Here is a 13,742-nt window from a genome sequence, read left to right as displayed (position 1 = left end):
AATAGAAAAGGTAGTGGGATAGGACTACAGTTTAGTCCATAGTCAAAATCCCACAAGGATGATTAGGAACTTTTGAATGTTTCAAAGGCGACTATAGTCCAATCAGAGGCTGCATCGTGCAGTTATTACTAGTCGAATTTAGAGGTTGGAGAATGTTATCTCAGCCTTTTCTATTTCTCACTTTAGGATGATTTATGTTATTAAATATTTTTAAATTTTATCTCTTAGGCCTTGTGATTGCTTTCTTTGTGTGCTTGGTGATTGGTGCCATTTGGCTTGGATGGCGTGCGTTACGTCGTGCAGACAAAACTGTTAAGGAGCGTCAAGGTGCCCTCTATGATGCTATTATGATGTCGATGGTTTCGATTCCAGTTTTGGCATTTGCTTTTATGGCGATTCTTATCGTACTGAATGCATAATTCTAGCTTTGTTGGCACATTAGGTGTAAGATATCTCTACAAGAAAATCATATAAGGAGTTACTCATGTACGATACAATTGTTATTGGAGCTGGTCCTGCGGGGATGACTGCAGCACTTTATGCAGCTCGTGCCAACCTTAAAGTGGCAACTTTGGAGCAAGGTGCTCCTGGTGGACAGATGAATAACACGTCTGATATTGAAAATTACCCTGGTTTTGAAAGTATCTCTGGTCCAGAATTGTCAATGAAGATGTTTGAACCCTTGGAAAAATTGGGCGTTGAAAATCTTTATGGTATTGTGTCTGGTATCGAAGACAAGGGTGACTATAAAGTTGTCAAAACTGGTGATGAGGAGTACCAAACCAAGACAGTTATCATTGCGACTGGTGCCAAACACCGTCATATTGGTGTTGCTGGTGAAGAAGAGTACAACAGCCGTGGTGTTTCTTACTGTGCGGTGTGCGATGGTGCCTTCTTCCGTAATCAAGACCTCTTGGTCGTTGGTGGTGGTGACTCTGCCGTTGAAGAAGGAATTTATTTGACACGCTTTGCCAATAGCGTGACCATTGTTCACCGTCGTGATGAATTGCGTGCCCAAAAGGTTCTTCAAGACCGTGCCTTCGCCAATGAAAAGGTCAAGTTTATCTGGGATTCAGTCGTTGAAGAAATCAAAGGTGATGATATCAAGGTTCGCAGTGTTGATATCAAGAATGTCAAAACTGGTGAGGTGACTAACCACGAATTTGGCGGTGTCTTTGTTTATGTGGGACTTGATCCAGTTTCAGATTACTTGACAGGTCTTGACATCACTGACCAAGATGGTTGGGTAATTACAGATGATAAGATGGCGACACGTATTCCTGGTATCTTTGCCATTGGGGATGTCCGCCAGAAAGACCTTCGCCAAATTACAACAGCCGTAGGGGATGGTGCCACAGCTGGTATCGAAGCCTACAACTACGTGACTGCACTTGGTGATAAGTAAAATAAATGGAAACTCGGGAGGTTCTCGAGTTTTTTGTGTGGTCTTGTAGGTATTTAGCATGACTAGATTTCTTTGTGGCAACATCTATGTGTAATTTTTTGTTATAATAGAAAAGTCTTACTAAAAATCAGTAAAAACGAGGTGACCAACTTGCGTGTTGTAGCAGGTGATTTTGGCGGGCGTCCGCTTAAAACGTTAGAAGGCAAAACGACTCGTCCAACAACGGACAAGGTCAAAGGTGCTATTTTCAATATGATTGGTCCTTTCTTTGATGGAGGGCGTGTTTTGGATCTCTTTTCTGGGAGCGGTAGCCTGGCTATTGAGGCTATCAGTCGTGGTATGTCGTCTGCTGTCCTCGTGGAAAAGGATCGTCGGGCACAGGCTGTTATTCAGGAAAATATCAAGATGACCAAGAGTGAGAAGCAGTTCCAACTTTTGAAGATGGATGCAACGCGTGCATTGACACAATTGACAGGTCAATTTGACTTGGTGCTTTTAGATCCGCCTTATGCCAAAGAGCAGATTGTGGCTAATATTACTCAGTTAGAGGAGCAAGGGCTCTTGGCTGAAGAAGTTATGTTGGTTTGCGAGACGGATAAGGCTGTGGACTTGCCTGAAGAAATTTCAAACTTTGGGATTTGGAAGCAGAAAACCTATGGTATCAGTAAGGTGACCGTTTACGTGCGTTAGCCTTTGATAGGGAAGTTGTAGAAAGGAATGCTATGACAAAGATTGCTATGTTTACGGGGTCTTTTGATCCGATTACCAATGGGCATATGGATATTATTGCCAGAGCCAGCAAGCTCTTTGATGAGCTCTATATTGGACTATTTTATAATAAAGATAAGCAGGGCTTCTGGGACATTGAGACTCGCAAGCGTATCTTGGAAGAGGTTGTAGCAGATTTTCCCAATGTCAAGGTTATAACGGCTCACGATAGTCTGGCTGTAGATGTCGCCAGAGATCTTGGGGTGACTTATCTGGTTAGAGGCCTTCGTAATGCGACAGATTTTGACTATGAGGCTAATATGGATTATTTCAATAAGGGGCTGGCGCCTGAGCTTGAAACGGTTTATTTGATTGCTAGTCATGAGGTGACACCAGTGTCATCTAGTCGTGTGCGTGAGTTGATTTATTTTGAGGGGGACATTAGTTCTTATGTTCCTCAAGCAGTTGTTAAGAAAGTGGAGGCCAAGCGTGGCAAACAAGAACGAATCTAAATCACTATTAGGGAAAATGTGGCGGATTAAGTGGTGGTTATTAAGTATTTTTACGGTACTGTTCCTCCTGTTTGCTCTCTTTTTCCCGCTAAATAATTATTATGTTGAGCTTCCGGGTGGTGCTTTTGATACCAAGGAAGTCTTGACTGTAGATAAGAAAGCTGATGATTCAAAAGGATCCTACAATTTTGTGGCAGTGGCTCAAACCAAGGCGACTTTGGCCCTCATGCTCTATGCTCAGCTTAATGATTTTGCAAAGCTTCAAACGGCTGAAGAGGCGACTGGAAATTACTCTGACGAAGATTTCATGCGTATTAACCAGTTTTACATGGAGACTTCCCAAAACCAGGCGATTTATCAGGGCTTGACTCTGGCTGGTAAGGAGGCTAGCTTGGAGTATATGGGTGTTTATGTGCTTCAGGTGGCTGATGATTCTAGTTTCAAGGGTGTCCTTAATATTGCGGATACGGTGACAGCTGTCAATGGCAAGACCTTTGATAATTCTACTGACTTGATTAAATACGTCCAGGGACTTAAGTTGGGTTCAAAAGTCAAGGTCACTTATACGACAGAGGACAAAGAAAAGACTGCCACTGGTAAGATCATTAAGATTGCTAATGGTAAAAATGGTATCGGTATTGGTTTGACGGATCATACTGAGGTCAAGAGTCCTGAAAACGTGAAGTTTAAACTTGATGGTGTTGGTGGACCAAGTGCGGGGCTTATGTTTACTTTGGCTATTTACGATCAGGTGTCTGGTCAAGACCTCAAGGCTGGCCGTAAAATTGCTGGAACAGGCACTATTGAAAAGGATGGGGCTGTCGGTGATATCGGTGGGGCCTACCTCAAGGTGAAATCAGCGGCTGATAGTGGCGCAGATATTTTCTTCGTGCCAAATAATCCAGTAACTAAGGAAATGAAAAAGGCTGATCCGGATGCTAAGACTAACTATCAAGAGGCCAAGGAAGCTGCCAAGAAACTGGGGACCAAGATGAAAATCGTCCCTGTTAAAACAGCTCAAGAAGCCATTGATTATTTGAAAAAGACTAAGTAAGAAGAGAGAGTAGGACAGGCAGAAATCCATGATTTTTGTCCTAGTCTTACTCTCTTTTTAAGGTCAAAGTGTTATAATAGTCTTTATGAAAAAACGTTATAGAACAGTCAATGATTACTATCGTGAGATTTTTGGCGAAAAGATTTTCAAACTTCCTATAGATGCGGGCTTTGATTGTCCCAACCGTGATGGAACAGTGGCTCATGGTGGCTGTACCTTTTGTACGGTATCGGGGTCTGGGGACGCCATTGTAGCTCCTGAGGCACCGATTCGTGAGCAGTTTTACCATGAGATTGACTTTATGCACCGCAAGTGGCCAGAAGTTCAGAAATATCTGGTTTATTTTCAAAATTTTACCAATACCCACGCTCCGCTTGAGATTATCAAGGAACGTTACGAACAGGCTATCAATGAGCCTGGTGTTGTTGGCATCAATATCGGTACTCGCCCAGACTGTTTGCCAGATGATGTGATTGATTATCTGGCAGAACTCACAGAACGTATGCATGTGACTGTTGAACTTGGTTTGCAGACGACTTATGAAGAAACGTCAGAACTCATTAACCGAGCACACAGCTATGAACTCTATGTGGAGACGGTTAAGCGTGTGCGTGAGCGTGCGCCCAAGGCTGAAATTGTTTCGCACCTGATTAATGGATTGCCAGGGGAAACTCACGAGATGATGGTGGAAAATGTTCGCCGTTGTGTGACGGACAATGACATTCAGGGAATCAAACTCCACCTCCTCCACCTGATGACCAATACCCGTATGCAAAGAGATTACCACGAGGGGCGTCTTAAATTGCTGAGTCAGGAAGAGTATGTGTCAATCATCTGTGACCAGTTGGAAATCATCCCTAAGGATATCGTCATTCATCGGATTACTGGTGATGCGCCGCGAGATATGTTGATTGGTCCTATGTGGAGTCTCAACAAGTGGGAAGTCCTTAATGCCATTGACAAAGAGATGGAACGTCGTGACTCATGGCAAGGGTGCAAAGTAGCTAGCGAGCAGGAGGAAAAAGCATGATTAAACGACCCATTCATCTATCTCATGACTTTCTAGCAGAAGTGCTGGATGATGAGAGTCTAGCTATCGATGCGACCATGGGAAACGGCAATGATACAGCCTTTCTGGCTGGCCTTGCCAAGAAGGTTTATGCCTTTGACGTGCAGAAACAGGCGCTTGAAAAGACCAGTCAACGCTTGTCAGACCTGGGAATTGAAAATGCGGAACTCATTTTAGATGGTCACGAAAATCTGGACCATTATGTCACGGAACCTATTCGAGCAGCTATTTTCAATCTGGGCTACCTGCCATCTGCAGACAAAAGTGTCATCACTAAGCCCCATACGACTCTTGAGGCCATTGAGAAAATCCTTGACCGCTTAGAGGTTGGTGGGCGCTTGGCTATTATGATTTACTACGGTCATGATGGTGGTGATATGGAGAAGGATGCTGTGCTTGAGTACGTTATCGGTTTGGACCAGCGTGTTTTCACAGTCATGCTTTACCAACCCCTTAATCAAATTAATACCCCACCATTTTTGGTGATGTTGGAGAAATTACAATGATTACAGATATTAAAGAAAAACTTGCAGATATGCAGGCCAAATATATTGATAAGCAGAGTGCCGAGGGTACTTTGAAAAAGGTTGATAATCGTAAAACGGCTAAGATCAAGAAAAAGTTAGCTAGTCTTGAGGTCGAACGTTGCCATAAACTTTTGGCTAAGGAAGATGTCACTGCCATTGATAAAAAAATTAGTAAGCAAAAAGAACTATTCTCAAACTGTTGTCATAAGGAAGGGTAGGAGGAGCTATGCATCTATCGTTAGCTTTGCTTGTTCTTCTTTTTAGCTTGATTTTATCGAACGTTATCAATCGTGTCTTTCCACGTCTTCCCCTACCCTTGATCCAAATTATTTTTGGAGTGGGTATCGGTTTTCTTTTTAAGGAACGTGCTTTCGAGCTTGAAACGGAACTTTTTCTAGCTTTCATTATTGCTCCCTTGCTGTTTCGTGAGGGTGAAGAAAGTGATATTACCAGTATTTTACGTAACTGGAAACTCATTCTATTTTTGATTTTTCCAGTCATCTTCGTGTCTACGATGGGAATCGGTTATCTTGCTAAGGCTGTCTTGCCTGCCTCAGTGCCTTTGTCTGCCTGCCTAACCATTGGGGCGGCTCTTGGGCCAACGGATTTGGTGGCCTATTCTGCTATTTCTAAACGCTTTAGTTTTCCAAAGTGGATTAGCTATATTTTGCAGGGTGAAGGGCTTCTAAACGATGCCTCTGGCTTGGTTGCCTTTCAGGTGGCGGTGACCGCTTTGACAACGGGTGCTTTCTCCCTCCTTGATGCGAGCTGGAATTTGGTTATTTCTGTGCTTGGTGGTTTTTTGGTTGGCTTGATTACAGCCTTATTTAATCGTCTCTTTTTGACCATTTTGGATAATATGGATGCTGCAGATGTCACAGGTGCTCTCTTACTAGAGTTGGTACTACCGATTTCCTCTTACTTTGTAGCCGAGGAAATTCATGCTTCCGGAATTATTGCTGTTGTCGTAGCAGGGATTTCACTTGCCAGTCGCTTTAAAAAAATCACCGTTTTTGATGCCAAGTTGGATAGTGTTTCTCATACGATTTGGGGAACCATTACCTTCATGCTTAATGGCATGGTCTTTTTCCTCTTGGGAACAGAACTTCCAACCCTAGCAGCCCCAGTACTGCGTAGCACTACCTACGATAATCTCTGGATGCTTCTTGCTATCGTCCTTTTAACAGCGACCATGTTTGGCATTCGTTTTGTTATGATTAGTGCGGTATTTGCCCAAAGAGCTTGGGGGGCCAAACGATCACTGAAAAAAATCTGGAAGGGTGCTACTCTTTTAACCTTTTCTGGTGTCAAAGGAACGGTCTCAATTGCAACCATCCTTTTGCTTCCGGTTGCCAATATGACGGCTTTGGAACATAGTCTCTTGCTCTTTACGGTAGCGGGTGTCACTTTATTAAGTTTCTTAACAGGTATCTTAGTCCTACCTAAGCTAGCCACTGGACCAGCGCACACAACCAACCATTATATGCAGATTGCCATTCTTAATGATGTGGTCGGCGAGTTGGAAAAAGATCTAAAACAGTCAACTAATCAAGGAGCTGTCTATGCTACTATTGACAACTACAATCAACGCTTGGAAGATTTAATCTTGGAGCAGGAATCAAATGATGTCAAAGAAGAGTTGGCCAATATCCGAGTCATGATTATGGAAATTGAGAGTGAGGGTCTGGAATATGCCTACAAGAAGGGCAAGATTTCAGAACTCGAATACAATCTCTACCAACGTTATATCAAGAGCTTAGAGCGTCGTATTAACCGTGGTTTTGTCTCTAGTCTTTCTTACGCTCTAGCTGTCTTTGTGCGTGGCCTTCGTAGATTGTTGCACTTGGCTCTTACTTTCAAGTTTCGTATTAATCAGGATGAAACTAGGAGGGGTCCTAGGTTGACGGAAGAAAACCGTGACCATATGGCTGAACTTTATTTAACAAATACGGAGCAGATTTTAGAAGCCTTGAGTAATCTGGAAGGTGTTTATCATTCAGAACTCTTGTCTTATTTGAAGCGTAATCGACTTCAAGAGGCTGAAATAATTCAATCAGGTGCTTTTGTTGAGCGGGTTATCACCCACCTTCATCCAGACAATATCGATGAAATGTTACGAGGCTACTATTTGGAACGTAAGGTTATTAACGAGTACGAGCAGGCTGAGCTTATCTCTAGCCGTTATGCCAAGCAGCTTCGTAAGGAAGTCAATACTTTGGAGGATTACTCTCTCAAAGAAACTAGCAACACTTTAACCTATGATATGATTAATCTGGCTCGAGGTCGAGCTTAAGTGAAGAAGCCAAGATTTTTCTTGGCTTCTTTTTAATGTCTCTCTTTTTCATTATCGTGGTTTGGAAAAAGAAAGCCCAGTCCTAGGCATGTTAGGATTCCTGCAACAATCAGGATACTGTTTGAAATAGGGAGCAAGTCATAGATTGCATTAGCAATCATTAAACCAATCAAAGTACTCATGAAACTAGATTTATAATCTTTTTTGATAAGATTTTCTATTGCAAAGAAAGCAAAAAGGGCGACTGGAAAGAGTGGCCAAAGGGACACCTCCAATTTTGGGAAGCCGAGAATACTGTAAGTGATAACTGTTACTGCTGTACCGATTAATCCAATACCTATTACTTTAGTCATGTTTTTACCTCGTTTTCTATATCTGAAAGATATTTTGCTTTAACACCTACTAAGTTATCAAAAGGTTAACTTACGGACAATATCATTTGTCTATGTGGTTCATTCTAGAATCTATTCGGTCAAAAAGGACTGTTTTGTTATCAAGTAAAGAAAAGAGGGAATATTTTACTGTAAAGGTAAAGCGCTTACATAAAAAGGAGTGTAATGGTATTGAAAGATGTTTTCTCTAAGATTAAATGAAAGGTGGGGCGGTTGTATGTCCAGAAAAACTTGGTATTATATACTTATCTTTTTTGAAGTATTGTTAGCTCTTTCTATGCTTAGGTCTTATGGTTTGCATTTTGAGTATGAAACGCTCAATTCTGTATCTGTACTAAGTTCTCAACTTCCACAGCAAGTCGTTTTAGTATGGTTTGTTTTTAGGCTTTTGAAGGACAAGCGGAAAGCTGAGGGCGTCTTAGCTGTGTTTGCCTTCCATATTTGTCAGCTAGTTACCTATTTTATAGTACCGGCTTCCATTTTTAAACCCTGGTTAGTTTCACCAGTTTTAACTGTAATTTGTTTAGCTTGGCTTGTTATTATGATTATGAAGGCAGAGCTTTCAATACTCTTAGCCTCCCTTAAGAGTCCGTCAGCTTGGCAGTTCTCTGTTCCCCTTCTTGGATTAGGGATGGTAGCTGTAGTATGGGCTACACATTACGTAAAGATTTCTACAAAAGATATTAGTGGTATTTTTTACATACTGTATCCTGTTCTAGAGTGTGCAAGTATATTTTTGTTCCTTACATTAATAGCTGAAACAACTCAAAAGAAATTAAGAATCTCTTCAATCTTTATCATAGTTACTAGTTTACTTGAGTTGGTTTATGGTTTCTTGGTTGACCATATCATTACTGATGTCTCTCTTTTTCTACTAGTAGTATCATCCTATCTTGTCTATCGTACAAACGGCAACACTTCCACACTAGTTGAAAAATGGCAGAAGAAGTATGGGTTTGAGTTGAGTGAAGATGATCTGCTGGTGGAGAAAAGAACCAAACCTGTCATTGAAGAGCGTAAGAGTTATGATTATGCGGAGAGCCAAAGACAACTCAATCCTCAAGGTCTTCATTCCCCTTGGCTTTGGACTGCTTTTATCTTATCACTTAGGGATTTAGTTATTAATTTAATTTCTGTCATTTACTATCCTATAGACGAATCTAATCCCTTAGCAGGTATTGGTTGGTTTATGTACTTCATTATGATGACTCCATTAATTATTATTCCTACTATGATGCTTCCAAGAGCTATAAGCACCGCTAACAAAAACCGTCTATATGTAGTTGCTGGGCTATTCATTGTTTCATATGGTTCTATAGAACAGCTTATCGTTCCAGCCTTAATTTTGTATGGCGTATCGAAAATAACAGAGGAGTAGCCATAAAACAACAAGTCCCCTAGACCTAGTCTGGGGGACTTGTTGTTTTAGAATTGGCCCTAAATCAAGTTAATTTATGACTTGTCTCTATAAAAGAGGGTTAATGTAAAAACGATGGTCGTCAATTGGGATAATTTGAACAGGATTTTGGTAGAAGTCAGCTAGAACTTCCGGTGTGATAATATCGTTTTTTGGTCCTTGTGCCACGATTCTTCCCTGACGGAGTAGGAGAATGTGGTCCATTTTTTCAGTAATCTCTTCAGCATGGTGGGTGACGTAAAGAACCAATGGAGCATGTGGAAGCGAGGTGATACGGTCAATCTGACGTAAGAGTTTTTCGCGGGCAAATAGGTCCAAGCCAACAGTCGCTTCGTCAAGGATAATGATGTCAGGATCTTCCATGAGACTGCGAGCAATCAAACAGATTTGCTTTTCTCCCTGAGAAAGGCCACGGTATTTACGACCAATCAAATCTCCAGCACCAAGTGAAGTCAGCATATCCTTGGCTTCTTGCAACTCCTTATCCCCATATGCCTTGTAGAGGATTGAGCTCTTGTATTTACCAGTAAGGACGATTTTTTCAGCTGTCATATGTTGAGGAAGACGCTCAGTGATGAAGGAGCTGACGATACCGATATGTTGACGAAGACCTGTGATGTCTCCATTCCCAAAGGTGTAGCCTAGTATCTCAGCCTTTCCCTCAGAAGGGAAGAATTCAGCTGTCAACAAACGTAGGAGGGTTGATTTTCCAGCACCGTTAAGTCCCAGGATAGCCCAGGTTTGTCCTTTTTCAACTGTCCAGTTAAGGTCAGACAAAAGTGTTTTTCCTTGGCGGGCCAAGCTGACATTTTCTAAGCGTATAAGTGACATAAGTCTCTCCTTCGATGATAAATTACTCTAATTATAGCATAAAATAGGAACCTATATTGGGAAATTGTGATATAATGGAAGTCAGAATTTTTTTAGAGGAGAAGAAAAAATGGAAGACTCCAGTGGTCAGTCCTTATTATTTCAATCTATTTTATTACTAATATTAACCTTGCTTACGGCCTTTTTCTCAGCATCAGAGATGGCTTTAGTATCACTAAACCGTTCACGTGTGGAACAAAAGGCTGAAGAAGGCGACAAGAAATTTATTCGCCTGCTCAAGGTTCTTGAAAATCCAAATAACTTCTTATCAACCATTCAAGTTGGTATTACCTTTATCAGTCTCTTACAAGGGGCTAGTCTCTCCGCTTCACTAGGTGCAGTAATAGCGACTTGGTTTGGTCATGCAGCCTGGGCTAAGACAGCAGGTAGTATGATTTCTTTGGTTGTCTTGACCTATATCTCGATTGTTTTTGGGGAACTTTATCCTAAACGTATTGCTATGAACCTCAAGGAAAATCTAGCCATCTACTCAGCACCAGTTATTATTGTTACTGGTAAGATTGTTAGTCCCTTTGTTTGGATTCTTTCAGCATCGACAAATCTTGTGTCTCATTTGACGCCTATGACCTTTGATGATGCGGATGAGCAGATGACTCGGGATGAGATTGAGTACATGTTGACCAAGAGTGAAGATACACTTGAGGCTGAAGAAATTGAAATGCTTCAGGGGATTTTCTCTCTTGATGAATTGATGGCACGTGAGGTTATGGTCCCTCGTACAGATGCCTTCATGATTGATATCGAAGACAATACTCAAGAAAATATCCAAGCTATTCTCAAGGAAAGTTTCTCTCGTATCCCTGTTTATGAAGATGACAAGGACAAGATTATCGGTGTCATTCATACTAAAAACCTTCTAAAAGCAGGTTTTGAACTTGGTTTTGAAAATATCAAACTTCGTCGAATCATGAACGAACCTCTCTTTGTTCCAGAGACTATCTTCGTTAATGATCTCTTGGCAGCCTTTCGTAACACCAATAATCAGATGGCTATCTTGCTTGATGAATACGGTGGCGTTGCTGGTCTTGTTACCTTCGAGGACCTTTTGGAAGAAATCGTTGGTGAGATTGACGACGAAACAGATAAAACTAGTGTGGAAGTTCGTGAAATTGGTGAGAATACTTATATTGTCGAAGGAGCTATGACTCTTAACGACTTCAATGAACATTTTGATACAGAACTTGAGAGTGATGATGTTGATACTATCGCAGGTTATTATTTGACTGGTGTGGGGGCCATCCCAACTCAAGAAGTCAAGGAACACTATTCAGTTATCAACAAGGACAAACACCTCGAATTTATCAATGATAAGGTTAAGGATGGTCGCGTAACCAAACTTAAGGTAATCATCACGGCAGCTCCAGAAGAGGCAGAAGAATAGTTTTTTCCACGTTTTTATTAGAAAATGTTGGAACTCAAAAGCGACTATCTACTAATTAGGCACTTTCTCTCATTATGAGTGAAAGTGCTTTTTCTTATCTATCTTGGAATATCCGCTTATCAAAATAATAAGATTAGAAAATGTCTATAACGTACGTTATAAAGCCTTTTTTACCTATCCAAACTGCTAGATTTTGTCATAAAAAGAACTATAATTTTGGAGATACTCTAACATATTTTAGCGTATTGATAGATTTAGAATAAAAATAAATAAGATTTTAATTAAAACAGTCTTTTATTACTTTTTTATGGTAGAATATGAATTAACTGATAAATGAAAAAAAGGAGAATCTTAATGGCTTCTAAAAAATCTATATATAGTAGCTTGCTTTTACTCACCCTTACCCTAGGAGCTTTTGTACCAGTAACTTCTTTTGCGGACGACGGTATTGCGACAAATGATGCTGTTCTTACACAACCAACGACAGATCGTGTAGCAACAGGTCCTTCAACAGCCCCAAGTGATGGTGACTTGGCTCGTAGCAATGATTCAAACACAGGTGCGGCAACGCCAACAACACCTACAGCTCCTGAAGTACCAGCTGAACCAACAACACCAGCAACTCCAGAAACACCTGCGACACCGGCTCCAACAGTTGATTCATCAACAACACCAGCTGATAAACCAACTGAGAAACCAGCCGATAAGCCAGAAGAACCGGCCTCACCAACTGATAAAGGGACAAGTGAAGCAGCTCAAACCCCTGAAACTCCAGCAGTGAACATTAATGGACAACCTGTTGTTACCGTAACACCAACAGCTCCAGTTGTCACTGCAGCTGGTCAAACAATTGTGTCTACACAAAACAGCCAAATTGTCATCGCTAACACTGATGGTACAACAAGTGTTGTTGCTCCTGAAGCAGTAGGATTCAAAGTGAATGCTGACGGTACATTGACTGGTAAAGATGCTAAAGGTAAGGAAGTTACACTTCCTAAGACTGGTGAAGCATCAACAGTAATCTTGACATTGGCAGGAACATTTTTCCTTGCTGCTGCGGCCTTTTTGGGGCTTAAGAAACGTGCCTAATAATATAGATGATAAAAGACTGGATATTTCCAGTTTTTTTGTTTTTCTTCTGGTATAGTATAGATATCATTTAATTTTAGATGTATTATAGTATAACCTTTGCTTGAATTCAGGCAGATATGGAGCATGTTTCCGATAAAAGAGGTATAATAAAAACATGTAAAAAGCGTTTACAAGGAGGCTGCCATGGCAGAAATTGATTACAGTCAGGTGACTGGACTTGTTCATTCAACCGAAAGTTTTGGATCCGTAGATGGTCCGGGTATCCGTTTTATTGTTTTCATGCAAGGCTGTAAGATGCGTTGCCAATATTGTCATAATCCAGATACTTGGGCTATGGAGTCAAATAAGGCTGTTGAACGTACGGTTGAAGATGTCTTAGATGAGGCTCTTCGTTTCCGTCATTTCTGGGGTGAGCATGGTGGTATCACTGTTTCAGGTGGTGAGGCCATGCTTCAGATTGATTTTGTCACTGCCCTCTTTACAGAGGCTAAGAAGCTAGGAATTCACTGTACGCTTGATACTTGTGGGTTTGCTTACCGCAATACTCCTGAGTATCATGAAGTTGTTGACAAACTTTTGGCTGTAACTGACTTGGTTCTACTGGATATCAAAGAGATTGATCCTGAACAACACAAGTTTGTGACCCGTCAACCTAATAAGAATATCTTGGAATTTGCTCAATATCTGTCTGATAAACAAGTTCCAGTCTGGATTCGCCATGTCTTGGTACCTGGTTTGACAGACTTTGATGAACACTTGATTAAGCTCGGCGAGTTTGTAAAGACCTTGAAAAATGTTGATAAATTTGAAATCCTTCCCTACCATACAATGGGTGAGTTCAAATGGCGTGAGCTCGGTATTCCATATCCTTTGGAAGGGGTCAAACCACCAACAGCAGATCGGGTCAAAAATGCCAAAGCTCTCATGCACACTGAAACGTATCAAGAGTATAAAAATCGTATCGGTGTTAAAACCTTGGATTGAAAAAGAAGCTCTTGACA

General features: G+C 41.2%; 15 protein-coding genes. 13 read left to right on the top strand and 2 right to left on the bottom strand.

Annotated features, from left to right (window positions below; translation table 11 throughout):
• Positions 1-194: 194 nt before the first annotated feature.
• The 9 genes from H7U04_RS04590 (at position 195) to H7U04_RS04550 (ending at position 7,568) form a co-directional block, all read left to right on the top strand.
• Positions 195-419: a DUF4059 family protein gene (locus H7U04_RS04590; protein ID WP_002884393.1), complete on the top strand. Its 225-nt coding sequence runs from the start codon at positions 195-197 to the stop codon at positions 417-419.
• A 32-nt stretch (positions 420-451) separates the two neighbouring features.
• On the top strand, positions 452-1,405 hold the full coding sequence (gene trxB / locus H7U04_RS04585; RefSeq protein ID WP_255296714.1) for a thioredoxin-disulfide reductase: 954 nt from the start codon (positions 452-454) through the stop codon (positions 1,403-1,405).
• A gap of 93 nt (positions 1,406-1,498) precedes the next feature.
• Entirely contained in the window at positions 1,499-2,095 is a 597-nt protein-coding gene (gene rsmD, locus H7U04_RS04580) for a 16S rRNA (guanine(966)-N(2))-methyltransferase RsmD (protein WP_257056681.1), read from the top strand.
• A 32-nt stretch (positions 2,096-2,127) separates the two neighbouring features.
• The gene (gene coaD / locus H7U04_RS04575) at positions 2,128-2,625 is read left to right on the top strand and encodes a pantetheine-phosphate adenylyltransferase (RefSeq protein WP_073689504.1); all 498 of its coding nucleotides are present in this window, start codon (positions 2,128-2,130) and stop codon (positions 2,623-2,625) included.
• A 16-nt stretch (positions 2,626-2,641) separates the two neighbouring features.
• Positions 2,642-3,679, top strand: coding sequence for a SepM family pheromone-processing serine protease (locus H7U04_RS04570; protein ID WP_013991104.1), 1,038 nt, complete (start codon positions 2,642-2,644; stop codon positions 3,677-3,679).
• 85 nt (positions 3,680-3,764) lie between these two features.
• The gene (locus H7U04_RS04565; RefSeq protein ID WP_060972564.1) at positions 3,765-4,709 is read left to right on the top strand and encodes a TIGR01212 family radical SAM protein; all 945 of its coding nucleotides are present in this window, start codon (positions 3,765-3,767) and stop codon (positions 4,707-4,709) included.
• Positions 4,706-5,254 carry a tRNA (mnm(5)s(2)U34)-methyltransferase gene (locus H7U04_RS04560; RefSeq protein ID WP_060972565.1) on the top strand — a complete coding sequence of 183 codons (549 nt, stop codon included), beginning with the start codon at positions 4,706-4,708 and terminating at the stop codon, positions 5,252-5,254. Before H7U04_RS04565 ends, H7U04_RS04560 begins: the two co-directional genes overlap by 4 nt.
• Positions 5,251-5,493, top strand: a complete 243-nt coding sequence (locus H7U04_RS04555; RefSeq protein ID WP_002891697.1) for a hypothetical protein — start codon at positions 5,251-5,253, stop codon at positions 5,491-5,493. The genes H7U04_RS04560 and H7U04_RS04555 overlap by 4 nt, the downstream gene beginning before the upstream one ends.
• Before the next feature lie 8 nt (positions 5,494-5,501).
• Positions 5,502-7,568, top strand: a complete 2,067-nt coding sequence (locus tag H7U04_RS04550) for a cation:proton antiporter (protein WP_073689503.1) — start codon at positions 5,502-5,504, stop codon at positions 7,566-7,568.
• A 32-nt stretch (positions 7,569-7,600) separates the two neighbouring features.
• Here the strand turns inward: H7U04_RS04550 and H7U04_RS04545 are convergent, their stop codons facing one another.
• Entirely contained in the window at positions 7,601-7,921 is a 321-nt protein-coding gene (locus tag H7U04_RS04545) for a hypothetical protein (RefSeq protein ID WP_002891695.1), read from the bottom strand.
• 256 nt (positions 7,922-8,177) lie between these two features.
• On the opposite strand from H7U04_RS04545, the gene H7U04_RS04540 reads away from it, so the two are divergent.
• Positions 8,178-9,338 carry a hypothetical protein gene (locus H7U04_RS04540; RefSeq protein ID WP_110981291.1) on the top strand — a complete coding sequence of 387 codons (1,161 nt, stop codon included), beginning with the start codon at positions 8,178-8,180 and terminating at the stop codon, positions 9,336-9,338.
• A gap of 87 nt (positions 9,339-9,425) precedes the next feature.
• Here H7U04_RS04540 and H7U04_RS04535 read toward each other — a convergent pair whose 3' ends face one another.
• Complete coding sequence (locus tag H7U04_RS04535; RefSeq protein WP_073689403.1) at positions 9,426-10,208, bottom strand: ABC transporter ATP-binding protein; 783 nt, start codon at positions 10,206-10,208, stop codon at positions 9,426-9,428.
• 109 nt (positions 10,209-10,317) lie between these two features.
• Here H7U04_RS04535 and H7U04_RS04530 point away from each other — a divergent pair, with 109 nt between their 5' ends.
• The 3 genes from H7U04_RS04530 to pflA all read left to right on the top strand — a co-directional run bounded on the left by H7U04_RS04530 (position 10,318) and on the right by pflA (position 13,725).
• Positions 10,318-11,649: a hemolysin family protein gene (locus tag H7U04_RS04530; RefSeq protein ID WP_110981252.1), complete on the top strand. Its 1,332-nt coding sequence runs from the start codon at positions 10,318-10,320 to the stop codon at positions 11,647-11,649.
• 354 nt (positions 11,650-12,003) lie between these two features.
• Positions 12,004-12,738, top strand: coding sequence for an LPXTG cell wall anchor domain-containing protein (locus tag H7U04_RS04525; protein ID WP_110981253.1), 735 nt, complete (start codon positions 12,004-12,006; stop codon positions 12,736-12,738).
• A gap of 186 nt (positions 12,739-12,924) precedes the next feature.
• The gene (gene pflA, locus H7U04_RS04520; RefSeq protein ID WP_002891689.1) at positions 12,925-13,725 is read left to right on the top strand and encodes a pyruvate formate-lyase-activating protein; all 801 of its coding nucleotides are present in this window, start codon (positions 12,925-12,927) and stop codon (positions 13,723-13,725) included.
• Positions 13,726-13,742: the final 17 nt, after the last annotated feature.

The organism is Streptococcus sp. 22.1, from assembly GCF_016648645.1.
Lineage (GTDB): Bacteria > Bacillota > Bacilli > Lactobacillales > Streptococcaceae > Streptococcus.
The sequence above is the reverse complement of the archived record's forward strand: the minus strand, read 5'-3'. Positions and strand labels throughout refer to the sequence as shown.

Coding starts and splice junctions, on each gene's coding strand:
- H7U04_RS04590 (WP_002884393.1), top strand. CDS start 195: ATGTTATTAAATATTTTTAAATTTTATCTCTTAGGCCTTGTGATTGCT.
- H7U04_RS04555 (WP_002891697.1), top strand. CDS start 5,251: ATGATTACAGATATTAAAGAAAAACTTGCAGATATGCAGGCCAAATAT.
- H7U04_RS04550 (WP_073689503.1), top strand. CDS start 5,502: ATGCATCTATCGTTAGCTTTGCTTGTTCTTCTTTTTAGCTTGATTTTA.
- coaD (WP_073689504.1), top strand. CDS start 2,128: ATGACAAAGATTGCTATGTTTACGGGGTCTTTTGATCCGATTACCAAT.
- H7U04_RS04565 (WP_060972564.1), top strand. CDS start 3,765: ATGAAAAAACGTTATAGAACAGTCAATGATTACTATCGTGAGATTTTT.
- H7U04_RS04545 (WP_002891695.1), bottom strand. CDS start 7,921: ATGACTAAAGTAATAGGTATTGGATTAATCGGTACAGCAGTAACAGTT.
- H7U04_RS04570 (WP_013991104.1), top strand. CDS start 2,642: ATGTGGCGGATTAAGTGGTGGTTATTAAGTATTTTTACGGTACTGTTC.
- H7U04_RS04560 (WP_060972565.1), top strand. CDS start 4,706: ATGATTAAACGACCCATTCATCTATCTCATGACTTTCTAGCAGAAGTG.
- H7U04_RS04540 (WP_110981291.1), top strand. CDS start 8,178: ATGTCCAGAAAAACTTGGTATTATATACTTATCTTTTTTGAAGTATTG.
- pflA (WP_002891689.1), top strand. CDS start 12,925: ATGGCAGAAATTGATTACAGTCAGGTGACTGGACTTGTTCATTCAACC.
- H7U04_RS04535 (WP_073689403.1), bottom strand. CDS start 10,208: ATGTCACTTATACGCTTAGAAAATGTCAGCTTGGCCCGCCAAGGAAAA.
- H7U04_RS04530 (WP_110981252.1), top strand. CDS start 10,318: ATGGAAGACTCCAGTGGTCAGTCCTTATTATTTCAATCTATTTTATTA.
- H7U04_RS04525 (WP_110981253.1), top strand. CDS start 12,004: ATGGCTTCTAAAAAATCTATATATAGTAGCTTGCTTTTACTCACCCTT.